We start from the raw sequence: 16516 nt of genomic DNA, 5'->3' as shown, positions 1-16516 counted from the left end.
TTAGCGTCAATAACTCAAAGAGAACTAACAGCTCGATTGAGGCACATAAAACCTTCATCTATTTCCTCTTTTGTAATTGTTAAAGCCGGTAAAAGTCTAAGCGTGTCTCGTCCTGCTTTAAGCACTATAACACCCTCTTCTCTTGCATTTGAGATTACTTTTGTTAAAGTTTCGCCGTCTTTGACGCGTAATCCGCACATCATACCTATACCGACTTTTGAAGTAAATATATCTCTATGAGCGCTATAAAATTTCTCTAATTCACTATCAAAATAGTTAATCATACTCTGAAGCTCGCCGCTTGCATAAATCTCATTTAAAATATCTACAACTTCACATGCCGCAACCGTGCTTAAAAAGTTCCCGCCAAAAGTAGAACCATGGTCCCCTGCGTTAAAGATATCTTTTAGAGTTGTCATAACAACGCCGATTGGTACTCCGCCGCCTAAACCTTTTGCCAAAGTTACTATGTCAGGTTCAATGTCATAGTAGTTTGATGCCAAAAATTTACCAGTTCTGTAAACTCCCGTCTGCACCTCATCGATGATTAGCAAAACATTTTTTGATTTTAAAAACTTTGCAAGCTTTTGAACCGCTTCTCTATCTAAAGGCTGAACTCCGCCCTCTCCTTGAACAAGCTCTATCATAACCGCACAAGTGCGATCATCAACAAGACTCTCGACATGGTCTATATTGTCCGCGTAAACAAACCCGTCGGGATAAGGTCCGAAATAGTTATGCATTTTTTCTTGACCCGTCGCTTTTACCGTCGTAATCGTTCTTCCGTGAAAAGAGTGCTGAAGCGTTATAACCTTATATCTCTTTAACTCGCCGTCTTTTTCGCCGAACTTTCTAGCTATCTTTATAGCCCCTTCATTTGCCTCTGCCCCGCTGTTACCGAAAAAGCATTTCATATCGTATCCGCTAGCCTCAACAATTTTCTCGGCGGCTTTTGCTTGCGGAGCGATATAGTAGAGGTTTGATGTATGTGTTATATTTGATATTTGCTTACAAATAGCATCATTTACTCTCTTATTTGCATGTCCGACACTGCAAACCGCTATGCCCGAAGCAAAATCTACATAATTCTTACCCTCTGCATCAACAAGTCTTGCATTATTACCGCTCACAAACTCTACATCCGCTCTTGCATAAGTCGGCAAAACATATTTTTTATCTAAATCTTTTATATTGTTCATCTTCTGATTTCCACCTTATTTTCTTGAAATATTGCACTCTTTGCACTTAATGAATGCTTTTTGGTCGTTAAATTATTTACACCTCTCGTACCGCTGTAGATTAAAACACAATCCTCTCTTAAATCATTATTGTGTTTAACTCTTAAGCTAACGCTCCCATCAACCGAACTAATAGTCACAAGTTCTCCTTCGCAAAATCCCAAAGAACTATGCAGATAAACATGCTCGCTGCGATTAAACTGAGAGTTTAGGCTTGTCGGACTCTTGCATGTGATAAGATACATACTGCCCTCTTCATCTACTTTTGAGTCAAGTTCGTCTAAAAACGCAAATTCTCCGTCATCAGTATCAAAACCGTCTATATAGGGAATCTCTTCTCTATTTTCCACATACCAAGAGCCGTCGATTCTCTGCACCGCAAAGTTTCTAAAATGTTTTATATAAAACTCTTCGCTTTGCAGCTCAACACCGAACTCTCTGCACAAATATGCGCTCAAATCATACTCGCTTATACCTATATCGCTTTGTGCAACTTTAGGCATAAACGACATTTTATTATGAGAATATGATGTTCTAATGTCATCTTTATATAAAAAACTCTTAGCAGGAATGATTAGATTTGCCATTTCGCTTGTTTCATTCTCATAAAGTCCAAAATAGACAATATTTCTTACCTTGCTTATGGTCTCTTTTACTCTTGTGGAATTCGGCATTTGCGAAAGAGGATTTGCGCCCTGAATAAAAACGGTTTTAAAATCGCTAAACTCCGTATTTACTTTAGAAACCTTTTTGCTTTTTTTATTAAAAGGCGAGACTATGTTTGCTCTCGAAGAGCCGAGATAACTAACTCCACACCCCTCTTTGCCAAATAGCCCCAGCATCGCGGCAAAAGCATCAATCGCTCTCATAACATCCGCACCGTCACTATATTTTTGGATACCTACACCGCAAACGATAGCGACTTTCTTATCTTTTACCAACCTAAGAACATCTCCAAGCTGACCGATAGAGACATCCATTTGATCTAAAACAGCTTTTATCCTTATATTTTGCGTCAGCTCATAATAATCTTCATATTCGCTTGCATACTTCTCTAAAAACTCCTCGTCACACCCGTTTTCTATGTGTAAAAAACGGCTAAGCAGCATTGCTAAAAATATATCCGTATGAGGCTTTAGTTGGATATGGACATCTGCCGTCTTTGCTATTTGGGTTTTTACCGGATCTATAACGATAACGGTTTTGTTTTTTATAAGCGGCAAGACATGGCTTGAAGTCGTATGAGGATTTCTTCCCCAAAATATGACTACATCGGACTTTGCAACCTCCGTAATAGGCATATTTTTATTGCTCCCTCTTCCTTCTTCTATTCCTGCTTCTCCTGCTCCGTCACATAAAGTTCCCTCTGTAAGTGTGGCACCGTAGGAAGCAAAAAAATGATCCGTAACCTCTTGCATCAGAGCAAAGTTTCCGCTTCCTCTGTAGTGCAGAATCTCATCTTTTTGACTCTCTTTTATCATCTCTTTTAGAATTGCCAATGCCTCTTGAATGGAAATTTCTCTACCGTTATATCTCGGTTTTTTTATAAACTCATGCTTATCAAAATGGTTTAGATGCGGACATAAAAATCCCTGTGTATAACCGTTTTTTAAACCTTTTAATCTGCCGTTTTCAAAAACTATCTCGCATGCATCATAACAGTCAAGCGGACACGCCGTAACACTACTCATCATAAACAACCAATCCAAAATCTTTTATTTATATTTAATAAAATTAACATAAAAATTTTCATTAACAATACCTTCGAATAATCATGGGCATTTTATCATTTCATTACTAATATTCAAGCATAATTCATTATATTTTCGGTACTATCTACCGATATTAAATAACCAAAACATAAAGGGTTTAAATGTCCGTTTTAGATAATGTCGATGCTGCTACAAATCTGGCTAAAAACAATGAAGTTCAACTTTTAGTATTTAGAGTCAGCGATAAACCTGACTCCGCTTATTACGCTATCAATGTTTTTAAAACGAGAGAAGTAGTGGAATCTAAAAATCACCATATTACTCAAATTCCCTCATCCCATAAAATGTTAGAAGGCACGATAATTCTGCGCGGAATGCAAATTCCCATACTAAACCTTCCGCTGTGGCTTGGAACAACCCTAAATAAAGAGGATATTGATAAATCAAATATTCTTATTTGCGATTTTAACGGTATCGTAATCGGACTTAGAATTATGTCGGCTTATAGAGTTTTGAAGAAAAATTGGAATGAGATGCATGCCCCTGATAGCTACAGAATCGGCGAAGACAATGTCGTTATCAACGACACTAGGCTTGAAGACGGCAGCTTGTGCCTTGTACTGGATTATGAAAAACTCTTAGCCGATGTTATCCCACAAGCTATGGTGGATGTATCTGAATCACCTGCAAATCTAAAAGATTTTAATATACCACAAAAGCTAAAAAATGGAACGGTTTTAATAGCCGAAGATTCTAAAACGGCACAAAAACATCTCAAACAAATTTTTGAACATGCAAATCTTTCAATGAGACTATTTGACAATGGAAAACTACTAGTTGATTATATAAACTCATTGGGCGATAATGTTTCGGAGATACCGGCGATTATTACGGATATAGAGATGCCGGAGATGTCCGGTTTTACGGTTGTAAAACTGCTAAAGGGCAGTTTAAAAACAAAAAATATACCTGTTATAGTAAACAGCTCTATGACCGGACTTAACAATAAAAGAGAAGCGGAAGTTTTGGGAGCTGACGGCTTTATAGACAAAACAAAAAGTCAAAATATTATTCCGCTGATTGTAGAGATTATGAATAAAAATTAATAGGTACTTCTAATTTCAGCCAAAGGCATTTTATAATAAAATCTAATACATTTACCAATAGGTAGCAACACTATGAATGAAAAAATAGAGACAATAAAAAAACTATCAAAAGATATCGGCATCTTGTATGTGGAAGACAATCAAGGTTTATCTAAAAATATGGAGACACTCTTAAGTAGAATATTTGATAATGTATATGTAGCATATGACGGCGAGCAAGGCTATAACGAATATATTAAGCATAAACCCAAAATCGTTATAACAGATGTAAATATGCCCATAATGAGCGGCTTTGAAATGATAAAAAAAATCAAAGCGTTAGAGTTGGAGTGTAAAATAATTATCCTCTCAGCTTACGATGAAAAAGAAGACCTTTACAAAGCTCTTGAACTGGGTGTATTTTCCTATCTACACAAACCTGCAAAAGCTCCTGAACTTGTAGATGCTATATATAATGCAACCATAGCAATACAAAAAGACGAAAACAGCCGTATATTTTTAAATCAGCTTCAAAATATTTTTAACTATCAAAACAATATAGTAATCATGATGCATGAAGATAAATTTGTTTTGGTAAATCAGCGTTTTAATGAGTTCTTTGGCGTAGAGAGTATAGATGAGTTTACAAAGGAGCATAGTAACATCGACAAATTGCTGCTTGAACATAAAGAATTTTTATATACTACGCCATCATCTAAATGGATAGATACCGCTATTAAAAATCCGGGAAAACTTTTTCACACAAAAATACAAAATTATAAAGGCGAAAAAAGACATCTTATCTTAAAAGTTAGAGAGATTCCCCAAAAAAAGAAGCACTATATACTCTCTTTTGATGATGTAACCGAGTTAAATCTGATGACTCTATTTGATGTAAATGCATCAAGAGATGATGAAAATTCCAAAGATAAAACAGCTATTTTATCTTTGCTAAAAGTTATAAAAGATAACTCTGCAGAGATAAAAATACACAATTTTTATAAAGGGTTGACTATTATAAATCCCGCCGTTATTATAGATATAAATGAAAATAATTTCTCGTTAAAAACAGTAAATACTCAACTGAAAATTGTGCAAATTACCAGATTTATGACAATCACTTCTGAAATATTTCCAAAAGACATCGTATGTAAATCCATCAAAAATGTTGACTCCGACACTCAAATAATTGTTATAGATGATTTCTCTTTTGCATCAAGAAGTGCGGCAGACAGAAAATACACCCGCCTAGAGCCTGATCTTGATCACGGATGTACACTCTATTATAAAAATATAAAATTTCCAGGTGAAACTCATATTGTAGACATTTCTGAAGTCTCCGTAAAAATAAAAATTGATGCGTTGCCCGCAGGAATAGAAATCGGCACAACGGTTAAAGTAGCCATATTTCTAAAACTAAAAGGAAAACCGATGTCATTTATCACATTAGGCAAAGTTTATAGAATTGACGAAAACAAATATGACTACAATATCGTACTTATTTATGAGCTTGACAAAAAAAATCTAAACAATATAAGAGAGTACCTCTCCAATCGCCAAATTGAACTTATCCGTGAGTTTAAATCAACGGATATCAATTCACCGTTATAAAACAGCAGGAGTCGAAATGAACAAAATAAGCTTAAGAAAAAAGTATACATTCGCTTTAATCCTAGTAGCCGTATATGCGCTACTGTTTCATACCACGACTATCACTCTTGTCAGAAACCATGATAAATATGCCCAAGATATAAATCTAGTAGCAAAAGAGCAGATGATTACGGCAAAGATTATTTACTGTATCAATTATATGTCTCACCATGTGTCAAATGGGCATAAAGAATCTCTAAAGGAGGCGATTGAAGAGTTTGAGAGAACTGAACTTATCTTAAAAGGCAAAGGGTATATTTTTGAAGAAGAGAGTAAAAAAGAGTATCTTGAAAGTGTAAAACAGTTTTTAAATATATCTGATGATAAACGAAATGATAAGATTGAAGAAATTGATGTTTTTCTTCAAAAAAAATATGATGTTCTAATAAAAAATATCGGTAATTACGCTCTTGTGATTCAAAAAGAGAGTGAAGAATCAACCCAAAATATAGTATTTATAAAAACACTTCTTTTGATACTGTTGCTTCTACTGTTAGCTTTTGAAGCTTTTTTCATATTCTTACCGACGGAAAATGAGATAAAAGCAAAAACAAAAGAGTTAGAAGATATAAATAAAGATCTCCAAGAGCGTGTTATGGATGAAGTATATAAAAATAGGGAAAAAACACTGCAAATTATTCAACAATCAAAACTGGCACAAATGGGAGAGATGCTTAATATGATTGCTCATCAATGGCGTCAACCGCTAGCATCAATATCGGCAATATCGGGAACTCTTTCACTTGATATCATGATGGATAACTACAAAGCCGATTTTTTTCAAGCAAAATTAGACTCTATTGACGAACTGGCAAATTACCTCTCTCGCACTATTGATGATTTTAGAAATTTTTTTAAAAACGATAAAAAACTCGAACACGGAGAGTTAAAAGATATTGTCGAGAAAAGTTTTAAAATTATTGCTCCTTGCATAGAAACAAAAAACATCACCATAAGCACCGATATAGATGATGATATCTTTGTATATACCTACATCACGGAAATAAAGCAGGTGTTGTTAAATATTATAAAAAATGCAGAGGATGTACTGCTTGAAAAAAATATTGCAAATGCAACTATCTGGGTTAAGGGACGCAAAGATGAAAAATATGCAGAATTAACCATTGAAGATAACGGTGGAGGCATTTCTGATGAGGTAATGAGCAAAATTTTCGAGCCGTATTTTAGTACAAAAAAAGATAAAGAGGGAACCGGCATCGGTCTGTATATGTCTAAAATGATTATTGAAGAGCACTGTAAAGGTAAGATAGATGTTCAAAACGGCAGTAACGGCGCAAAATTTACTATAAATATTCCGTTGGATAAATCAAATAATAAAAAAGAGTTTGATTAATTTTAAAGGTGGCAGATAAATTTACATCGCTAATGCTAAATAAAACATTAACGATGTAAGTTAAAATTATGACATCAACGCTATAACTTGACCTTCAGTTACTCTATCGTTAGTTGCAACATCTATAGATTTAATTATACCGCTTTTTGGCGCAACTACATCTATTTCCATTTTCATAGATTCTAATATTAAGATAACATCACCTTCATTTACGCTTTGACCCGGATTAGCAACTATTTTCCATACATTTCCAGGAAGAAGCGCTTTTACTTCAAATCCGTTTACTACCGCTTTTGGAGCAGCTGCTACAGGAGCAACTGCTGCGCTCTCGCCGTTTACCGCAGTTACTTGAATATTTACATCACCTTCAGCAACTTGAACACTATATTTTTGACCGTCAACAACTACCGTATAATTTCCGCTTCCCATTTTTCTACTCCCTTGTTCTTTATTATTTTGTTCTTTTTTCTCTTCTTCTTTTTTCATATCCGACAGTTTGCGAACCATTAGTTCACCTTGACCTTTTAGAAAAGCGATTCCTTTTTCATGACAAGCTGCGGCTATAAAAATATTCTCTTCAGTTATTTCGATATTTTCTGCTTTTAATTTGTCAATCCATGTAGCCAAAGATTTACTCTCATCAGCATTTGCGATATCAAGAGCTTTCTCTGTCGTAGGCGCTAAACCTAATTTTTCAGAAGCAATTTTAACAACTTCAGGATCAGGTGCAACCGGAGTTTTACCGAAGTAACCCAGAACCATTCTTCCGTATCCCGGAGCGATTGCATTCCATGGACCTTGCATAACATTGTTAAGCGCTTGTTGAAAATAAAATTGTGAAACAGGTGTAACAGATGTTCCGTATCCGCCTTTTTTTACAACTTCAGTCATAGCAGCGATTACTTCCGGAAATCTATCCATAATGCCGTTATCACGCATCATTTGAGTATTTGCAGTAAGCGCTCCGCCTGGCATTGGAGAGAATGGAATAATCGGAGAAACCATTGTTGCTTCAGGAGGCATAAAATAGTCTGATAAACAGTGTTGAAGCTCTTTTTCATAAGTCAATACTTTATCTATCTCAAGTCCGCCAAGGTCATAATTCATCCCTTTTGTAGCATGAAGCATAGTTAAAATATCCGGTTGACTAGTTCCCCCGCTTACAGGTGCAGCAGCTAAATCAATACCGTCTACGCCCGCCTCAAGAGCAGCCATATATGCAGCGACCGAAACACCTGCCGTTTCATGAGTATGAAGTCTTAAGTGTGTTCCCTCAGGGATCAAGCGTCTTGCCATTTGAATAGTTTCAAAAACTTTTTGAGGATTTGAAGTTCCTGATGCATCTTTAAAACAGATACTGTCATAAGGAATACCGCTGTCTAGTATCTCGCGTAATGTTTTTTCGTAAAATTCTACCGTATGAGCACCAAAACAACCCGGAGGCAGATCCATCATTGTAACTACTACTTCATGCTTTAATCCATGATGCGTTATTCGCTCTGCCGAATATTTTAAATTTTCAACATCGTTTAATGCATCAAAATTTCTAATAGTCGTCGTACCGTGCTTTTTAAACATTTTTGCATGTAAATCTATAAGCTCTTTAGAGCCTGTATCTAACATTACAGTATTAATACCGCGAGATAATGTTTGAAGATTTGCATCCGGTCCTACAATGCTGCGAAACTTGTCCATCATCACAAATGCATCTTCTCTTAAGTAAAAGTAGAGTGACTGAAATCTAGCGCCGCCGCCAAATTCAAAGTGAGTAATTCCCGCTCTTTTTGCCGCTTCAACAGCCGGAAAAAAATCGTTCATCAATACACGACCGCCAAAGACGGACTGAACACCGTCTCTAAATGTTGTATCCATTACATCTATAAATTTTTTAGCCATTTTATTTTAACCTTCTCTATGATATTTAATTGCAGCCGTTATTGCAGCAACTACTTTTTTTTGATTATCTTGATTTTGAGCATTGTTTAATGTAGGTTTTACTTCAGGGGTTACTTCAGGCTCTACTTCAGGATAGAATTTTTTTATAATACATGACACAGTATTCGTTTTACTTACTACTATCCCAATTATTATTCCGATAAATAAAAAAACGACTTCCATTTTAGAACTCTCTACTACAAGGTTTGGTTTCCATCAATATGCCTTTCTAACATCTTTCGCGGTACTTTACAATATTAATGTTTAAAAAGAGTTTGTACAACTTTTTGTAATGTTAAAAAATAGTCAGATTGTTACTTTTTGATTATATAATTCATAAAAAAATAAATAGGACGAAGATGGGTCATATTATAAAAAATGAAAATGTTGTAAAGTTTGGGTTAATCAATACAATAGAAGGATACTCCTACTTAGCACTCGTTTTTATTGCGATGCCGTTAAAATATCTATTTGGAATAGCTTTAGCGGTAAAAATAGTCGGTATGATTCACGGCATACTATTTGTACTATTTTGTTTATATCTCATAAAAGCATGGCAAGAGAGCGAATGGTCATTTAAAGAAAATATGATATTTTTTATAGCTTCGCTTATACCGTTTGGAACTTTTTTTACTAAAACTAAAATTAAAACTTATGAATTAAAAAGTTTTGTTTAGTTAAAATATTTTATTAAAGCTTTAGTGCCATAGCGGCTAGCGTAGCTAAATGGGCTTTTGCTCATTTAGCGTTTAAATTAAATAAAAGGGATGTATTTATGATTGCTGGAATGAACGAACAAGATTTAATGGCGTATATCATATTTGGATTAATACTAAATTTTACTTTTTCTATACTTTTTGGAATGTACCTTAGTAAAAATATAGGTATGCAGGAGATGATTAAACTAAAAGGCGACAAAGAACAATCGCTATTTGTCAGCCTTAGTCTTTTTATACCGTATGCAAAGATGATAGTTACACTTTATAGAGTTGCGATTTTGCAGATATTTTTTTTAGATAAAGGTTATACGCATAAAGAGTTTTGGATATATATGACTACAAATCAGTTAAACAAATTAGATTAATAAAAACTATAAAGATTTTTTAACTTCGATTAGCTTTAGCGTTTCATAAGCGCAGAGCGGGTTTAACTTAACTGCAGACATCTCTAAAGCTTTTATGCAAAGTCTTAAATAGTCCAAATCATCCTCATGCATTATCACTTCAAGCAGCTTTTGGGCGTCTTTAATTCGAAGATTTCTAACAACTCCCAAGTTTTTATGCGCAAGATTTCTAACATTTGTATAATCTAAACTCTTACCCTCTAATTCATCTTTTTTTAATTCGTGAATATATTTATAAAAAGCTATTTTTGATTTTAAAATTTGAATTACATAATCTTCTATAAGCTGACGGATAATCTCTTCATCCAAAGACAACTCTTCTATTGCTTCAGCAACTTCATAGCGATAATCGGATATTTCTAAATGTTGAAGATTTTCTTTAATAAAAGATTCTCCCTCATCGAGCAATCTATCTATCTTGCGCCGAAGTTCGGCATTTTCAGGCCGTCTCTTATCTTTGTATTTATTATCCATAAACATACAATATCATAATTTTTTTCTTTATCATAATTTAACAACAAAAAACTATATAAACAATTTATGAGTGCTACAAAAGCACTCATAATAAGAAATTATACAACAGCCTTTGCAATAATTCTATTTAATCTTGAAATAAAGCCTGCCGTATCTTCAAGCTCAACTCCGTCAAAAAGTTTTGCCTGATCAAGAAGTACATGCGCTGCATCGTTAATCAAGTTTTGATCTACGGAATTTTTCAACTTTATAATCAAATCATGGTTAGGATTTATCTGTAAAATAGGTGCCGGAGTCGGCATCTCTGAACCTTGTCCCATCTGTCTCATAATTTTAGCCATCATATAAGCCGAATCTTCTTTATCCTCTTTGAGTTTTACCGGAGAGTCGACCAAATCAAAAGTCACTTCAACCGATTTTACACTCTCGCCGAGCGCGTCTTTTAGCTCTTTAGTTAGACTTTCAAATGATTTGGCACTCTCTTGGTGAGCTTTTTTATCATTTTCATTCTCTTCAAACTTAGCATCGCTGACATGCACTAGCTTATACTCTTTATACTCCGTTACCATCGGGAAAATTATGGTATCTATCTCTTCATTTAAAACTAAAACATCTATGCCGCGAGACTTAAATCTCTCTAATGACGGTGAATTTCTAAGCATTGAGAGCGAAGTTTTACCCGTAATATAGTAAATCTCTTTTTTAGCTTCATCTACGGTTTTTACAAAATCCTCTATCATAACCTTTTGGCTTGAGTTTAGAGTATTAAACTTCATAAGCTCTAAGATTTTTTCACGATTACCGTAATCGCTGTAAATTCCCTCTTTTAAAACATTGCCAAACTGTGCAAAGAAGTCATCATACTTTTTAGCATCGTTTTTCGCCATTTTAGATAGTTCAGAGAGAACTTTTTTAACGGAAGCATTTTTGATTTTTGCCATAACCGCGTTTGATTGCAAAATCTCACGGGATACATTTAGAGGCAAATCTTTAGAGTCAATCACACCGCGTAAAAATCTGAGGTATGTAGGCATAAGCTCTTTTTCGTCATCGGTGATAAACACGCGATTGATGTAGAGTTTTATACCCGTTTGATAATCTACTCTATACAAATCCATCGGTGCTTTTGACGGGATATAAAAGAGTGTCGTATACTCTATGGCACCTTCGGCTTTGTTATGCATCCAAGCAAGAGGCTCTTCTGAGGAGTGAGCGATTGAGCTGTAAAAATCTTTGTACTCTTCATCGCTTATCTCATTTTTTGAAATTGTCCAAAGTGCGTTTGCACGGTTGATTTGTACATTTTCTATCTCTGTTCTTGAAGGCTCTGTCTCTTTGCCATCATCATCCTTTAGGGCTGCAATAAACTTCTCTTTATCCATAAAAATTGGAAACGGTATATGATTTGAATATTTTTTGATAATATTTTGGATTCTATAACTATCTAAAAATTCACTCTCATCATCGTTTAAATGCATAACTATCGTTGTACCGTGACCGTCTTGCGTCGTATGCTCTATCTCAAACTCGCCATCACCTTTGCTTATCCATAGATAAGCCTGCTCTTCGCCCGCTTTTTTTGTTGTTACTTCAACTCTATGCGCAACCATAAAACAAGCATAAAAACCTACCCCGAATTGACCGATAAGATTTGAATCTTTTTTTTGGTCGCCCGTTAGATTTTCTAAAAACGCTTTCGTACCGGACTTTGCGATAGTACCTAGATTATTCATCAAGTCCTCTTCGTTCATACCGATACCGCTATCTTTGATAGTTAGAGTTTTTGTCTCTTTATTTGCTACGATATCTATACGAGGAACAAAATTTACGCCTTTATAAGTATCATTAGTTAAAACCAACATATTTAATTTATCAAGCGCATCTGATGCGTTTGAAACCAACTCACGAATAAATATCTCTTTATTTGAATATAGCGAGTGTATCATAAGATTTAATATTTGATTTGCTTCTGTTTGAAACTGATGTTTTGCCATCTTTTGAATCCTTTTGGTTAAAATATTTTGTGATTCTAACAAAAAAAAGTTAATGAGTACAAATCAAATCAACTTGATTTAGTCTAGTCTACTCAACTATATTTAGTCTAAAATTTATTAATATTTTTTTTGATATAATTTTAAAATAGATTTTTTACAGGAGAATGATATGTCGGATAATTTTATAGACATGCTTGAGCCGACGCCTAAGCTTTATTCAAAAAAATGTAAATTTATCTCTTTTTTACTGAAACTATTTTTACAATTTACTACGCCGCTATCTAGTTTGGCAGCATGGTATATGTATGACTATTTTATAGCGATGCTAACTCTAGTTCTAACTTTTATAGTAATGGGCATAGTTCGTTCAAAACTACGAAACAGCGTAATTCCCCATGCTCAAAGAGAGTATCACTATAACGATAAAGGGATAGCCGACTGGTATACGGCAAAAGAGTTATGCTATGAGGCTCATTAGAGCCTCCCTTAAGATTGTATTATGAAACTCATTAGAGCTTCATAGGAACGCCGTGAACCATAATGCAGCTATCATGTCCCAATTCTCTTTTAATGACATCGGCAAATACTTCCATTTTATCGACTTCACCGTGAATCAAACAAAGATTTTTTATACCCTCAATCGGTCTTATCCACTCAATCAACTCACTCTGATCCGCATGAGCCGAAAAGCCGTTAATAGTATAAACTTTAGCTTTTACGGCGATATCTTCACCGTAAATTTTGATTAGTTTTTCACCGTCAACTATGCTTCGTCCTAATGTTTCTTTAACCTGATATCCGACAAAGACGACTGCATTTTTTGGATTCCAAAGTCTATGTTTTAAGTGGTGCATTATACGACCGCCGTTACACATACCGCTGCCTGCAATTATTATACACTTCTCTTTTACTCTATTTATTGCTACTGATTGTTCTCTTGTAGTAGTCGGTTCAAGCCATGCAAATGAAAACGGATCTTTTCCGCTTCCGGTTGAATATTCAACCTCGTCACTCAGATGAATCGGGTAACGATTGTAGAGTTTTGTCGCTTTTATAGCAAGCGGACTATCGAGAAAGATACGGCACTTAGGCAGTTCTCCGTTGTCATGCATCCCGTGAAGCAGCCACAGTATCTCCTGTGTTCTCTCTAACGCAAAAGAAGGGATTAGAACACTGCCGTTATGTTTAAGCGTTGAGACAACCGCCTCTTTAAACTCCTCTATGCTTTGCTCTAACGGTTTGTGATTACGATCTCCGTATGTTGACTCGATAAAGAGTGAATCCGCTTCGCCGATATTGTCGCGGCTGTCTATTATCATCCTCTGTGGGGAGCCTATATCACCTGAAAATACAATTCGCTTATGTTGATTCTCCTCTTGATAATCAATCATAACAAAAGCACTACCCATGATATGTCCTGCATTGCCCAAAGACACCCTTATATGCTGTTTTAGCTTATGCTCTTCAAAATACTCAAGCGTGCACCATTTTTTAGCAAAAACCTCTTTTACATCTTCTTTGCTATATAGAGGCTCAAATATACTATCCTCTTCACCGCGTCTTCGAGCTTTTTTTCTTATCGTTTTATACTCTTCTTGGAGTATAGAAGCGCTGTCAAGAAGCATTATTTTTGCTATCTCGCAAGTTGCCTCCGTAGAAATTATAGTACCGTGAAATCCGTCTTTTACCAGCTTTGGTACTCTTCCGATATGGTCAAGATGCGCGTGAGTCAAGATAAGGTAGTCTATTTTTGATGGGATAAACTCAAAAGGCTTATAATTTTTTTCATCACCGCCATTGCCTTGAAACATACCGCAATCAATCAATATTCGTATAGAGCCTATCTTGAGCAAGTGACACGAACCCGTTACAGTTTGCGCCGCTCCGTATGATGTTACAGTTACCATTATTAAATCCTTGATAAAAACTGCTTGATTATATTCAAATTTAACTATTATGAAACTTATACTATAATTCAACATAATAAACAAGAAAGACAAAACACTTTATGGCACTAATAGACTTACTAAATATATCAAAACATTATGAAGCTCAAAAGATTTTAATCGATGTAAATTTTCATGTAGACGAAGGCGAGAGAATCGTTATCATCGGTAAAAACGGCAGCGGAAAATCTACTCTGATGAAGATTGTAAACGGAACGCTTGAGCAAGACGGCGGTGAGAGGATATGCAGACAAAATTTAGAAGTAAAAATGCTATCCCAAAAACCTGAGTTTAAAGAGGGCGATACGGTAAGAGAAGCTGTTGAAGCAGGCTTGGATGAACTTAACCGTGCAAAAAAAAGATACGATGAACTCTCATTGCTGCTCGCCGATGATTTTGACAACAAGCTTCTCATCGACGAACATGAGAGACTGTCTCGCTATATTGAGCATCACAACGCTTGGAATTTAGATGATAAAATTGAGAGAATTATCCAACATTTTGATCTTGTGCAGTATGAAGACAAACCGGTAATTATGCTTAGCGGCGGAGAACAAAGAAGAGTTGCACTTGCCTCGCTGCTGCTTCAAAAACCCGATATTTTACTGCTTGACGAGCCTACAAATCACCTTGATGTATATATGGTTGAGTTTTTAGAAGAGTTGCTTTTAAAAGAAAAATTTACACTGGTTTTTATCTCACACGATAGATATTTTATAGATAGAGTAGCTACAAAATGCGTTGAAGTTGAAGATTGTTCTATTAGGGAGTATAGCGGCGGTTATAGCAGTTACTTGACTCAAAAAGAGGAGTATATGCGAACTTTAGAGAAACAGCATGAAACTCTGCTGACAATTCTAAAGAGAGAAAATGAGTGGTTTTCAAGAGGCGTAAAAGCAAGACTAAAAAGAAACGAAGGTCGCAAAGAGCGACTTATGTCTCTTAGAGAAGATGCAAAAACAAACCCATCTAAAATTAAAAAAATGACACTGGAGCTAGAACGTGAAGCTAAACACTTCAATCGTGACAAAAGTGTAAACAAACAAAAAATGCTCTTTGAAGTGGAAAATTTGGGTTTAACACTCGGAGACAAAGAACTTTTAAAAAATTTCACTACCAGAATCCTTCAAAAAGATGTAATAGCCATAGTAGGTCCAAACGGAAGCGGCAAATCAACCCTGCTTAAAGCTCTTTTAGGACGCATACAACCGACAAGCGGAACCATAAAAAGAGGTGAGTTCAAAATAGGCTACTTTGATCAGCATCGCGAAATGCTTGATGACGATAAAAATCTTATAGAGACTTTTTGCCCTCACGGAGGGGATCGTGTAAGTGTTCGCGGTCGCGATATGCATGTTTACGGTTACTTAAAAAACTTTCTTTTTCCAAGAGAGTTTTTAGATAAAAAGATAGGCATCCTCAGCGGCGGTGAAAAAAACCGTATCGCATTAGCCCTGCTCTTTACAAAAAATGTCGATATTCTCATACTCGATGAGCCGACAAACGATTTGGATATCCCGACCATAAACATTTTAGAAGAGCAGTTAACCAACTTTAGCGGAGCGGTAATCATAGTAAGCCACGATAGATATTTCGTAGATAAGATTGCAAAAAAACTCTTTATTTTTAAAGAAGATAAGCATATTGAAGAGAGTTACCAGAACTACTCCGAGTATTTGGAACTTGAAAAAGAGTTAAAAGAGCTTAGCGATATGGAGAAAGAGAGTCAAAAAGCAGAGCCGAAAATAAAAGAGAGCAAACCAAAAGAGTTAAAACTTACTTTTAAAGAGAAGATCGCACTGGAAAAACTGCCTCTTGAGATAGAAGAGCTTGAAGCAAAACTAGAAGAAAAAAACAGCTGTTTGGCAAATCCCGCATGCTACGAGAAGATAGGCATAATGCAACTTGCACGCGAGCTGGAAGAGCTTGAAAAGCTATATGAACAAAAAGTTGAAGAGTTACTGACTATTCAGTTAAAAGAGGAAGAGATAAATAAATAACGCAT

At 35.4% G+C, this 16516-nt stretch carries 14 protein-coding genes; 7 read left to right on the top strand and 7 right to left on the bottom strand.

Annotated features, from left to right (window positions below; all coding sequences use genetic code 11):
- Positions 1-14: 14 nt before the first annotated feature.
- The gene (locus PHQ93_RS07485) at positions 15-1199 is read right to left on the bottom strand and encodes an aspartate aminotransferase family protein (protein WP_299942732.1); all 1185 of its coding nucleotides are present in this window, start codon (positions 1197-1199) and stop codon (positions 15-17) included.
- Positions 1196-2947, bottom strand: a complete 1752-nt coding sequence (locus PHQ93_RS07480) for a molybdopterin-dependent oxidoreductase (RefSeq protein WP_299942730.1) — start codon at positions 2945-2947, stop codon at positions 1196-1198. The genes PHQ93_RS07485 and PHQ93_RS07480 overlap by 4 nt, the downstream gene beginning before the upstream one ends.
- Positions 2948-3111: 164 nt before the next feature.
- Here PHQ93_RS07480 and PHQ93_RS07475 point away from each other — a divergent pair, with 164 nt between their 5' ends.
- The 3 genes from PHQ93_RS07475 (at position 3112) to PHQ93_RS07465 (ending at position 7039) form a co-directional block, all read left to right on the top strand.
- Positions 3112-4056 (top strand): chemotaxis protein, encoded by a 945-nt coding sequence (locus PHQ93_RS07475; RefSeq protein WP_299942728.1) that lies wholly within the window; start codon positions 3112-3114, stop codon positions 4054-4056.
- 72 nt (positions 4057-4128) lie between these two features.
- A complete protein-coding gene (locus PHQ93_RS07470) occupies positions 4129-5646 on the top strand; it encodes a response regulator (RefSeq protein ID WP_299942726.1) in 1518 nt (505 codons plus the stop codon).
- A 16-nt stretch (positions 5647-5662) separates the two neighbouring features.
- Complete coding sequence (locus PHQ93_RS07465; protein WP_299942724.1) at positions 5663-7039, top strand: sensor histidine kinase; 1377 nt, start codon at positions 5663-5665, stop codon at positions 7037-7039.
- A 66-nt stretch (positions 7040-7105) separates the two neighbouring features.
- Here the strand turns inward: PHQ93_RS07465 and PHQ93_RS07460 are convergent, their stop codons facing one another.
- Together PHQ93_RS07460 and PHQ93_RS07455 are read right to left on the bottom strand one after the other, a co-directional pair.
- The gene (locus PHQ93_RS07460) at positions 7106-8935 is read right to left on the bottom strand and encodes a biotin/lipoyl-containing protein (protein WP_299942721.1); all 1830 of its coding nucleotides are present in this window, start codon (positions 8933-8935) and stop codon (positions 7106-7108) included.
- A gap of 6 nt (positions 8936-8941) precedes the next feature.
- Entirely contained in the window at positions 8942-9157 is a 216-nt protein-coding gene (locus PHQ93_RS07455; RefSeq protein WP_299942719.1) for an OadG family transporter subunit, read from the bottom strand.
- A gap of 176 nt (positions 9158-9333) precedes the next feature.
- On the opposite strand from PHQ93_RS07455, the gene PHQ93_RS07450 reads away from it, so the two are divergent.
- The gene (locus PHQ93_RS07450) at positions 9334-9651 is read left to right on the top strand and encodes a DUF3817 domain-containing protein (RefSeq protein ID WP_299942717.1); all 318 of its coding nucleotides are present in this window, start codon (positions 9334-9336) and stop codon (positions 9649-9651) included.
- Positions 9652-9749: 98 nt separating this feature from the next.
- Positions 9750-10058, top strand: a complete 309-nt coding sequence (locus tag PHQ93_RS07445) for a hypothetical protein (RefSeq protein WP_299942715.1) — start codon at positions 9750-9752, stop codon at positions 10056-10058.
- 6 nt (positions 10059-10064) lie between these two features.
- Here the strand turns inward: PHQ93_RS07445 and PHQ93_RS07440 are convergent, their stop codons facing one another.
- On the bottom strand, positions 10065-10571 hold the full coding sequence (locus tag PHQ93_RS07440) for a hypothetical protein (RefSeq protein ID WP_299942713.1): 507 nt from the start codon (positions 10569-10571) through the stop codon (positions 10065-10067).
- 98 nt (positions 10572-10669) lie between these two features.
- Positions 10670-12565: a molecular chaperone HtpG gene (gene htpG / locus PHQ93_RS07435; protein ID WP_299942711.1), complete on the bottom strand. Its 1896-nt coding sequence runs from the start codon at positions 12563-12565 to the stop codon at positions 10670-10672.
- A 169-nt stretch (positions 12566-12734) separates the two neighbouring features.
- Between htpG and PHQ93_RS07430 the strand changes: the two genes are divergently transcribed.
- A complete protein-coding gene (locus PHQ93_RS07430) occupies positions 12735-13043 on the top strand; it encodes a hypothetical protein (RefSeq protein WP_299942709.1) in 309 nt (102 codons plus the stop codon).
- 31 nt (positions 13044-13074) lie between these two features.
- Here PHQ93_RS07430 and PHQ93_RS07425 read toward each other — a convergent pair whose 3' ends face one another.
- Positions 13075-14472 carry an MBL fold metallo-hydrolase RNA specificity domain-containing protein gene (locus PHQ93_RS07425; protein ID WP_299942707.1) on the bottom strand — a complete coding sequence of 466 codons (1398 nt, stop codon included), beginning with the start codon at positions 14470-14472 and terminating at the stop codon, positions 13075-13077.
- A 101-nt stretch (positions 14473-14573) separates the two neighbouring features.
- On the opposite strand from PHQ93_RS07425, the gene abc-f reads away from it, so the two are divergent.
- The gene (gene abc-f / locus PHQ93_RS07420; RefSeq protein ID WP_299942705.1) at positions 14574-16511 is read left to right on the top strand and encodes a ribosomal protection-like ABC-F family protein; all 1938 of its coding nucleotides are present in this window, start codon (positions 14574-14576) and stop codon (positions 16509-16511) included.
- The last annotated feature ends 5 nt before the right edge of the window (positions 16512-16516 follow it).

Source organism: Sulfurimonas sp., assembly GCF_028714975.1.
Classification (GTDB): domain Bacteria; phylum Campylobacterota; class Campylobacteria; order Campylobacterales; family Sulfurimonadaceae; genus Sulfurimonas.
The sequence above is the reverse complement of the archived record's forward strand: the minus strand, read 5'-3'. Positions and strand labels throughout refer to the sequence as shown.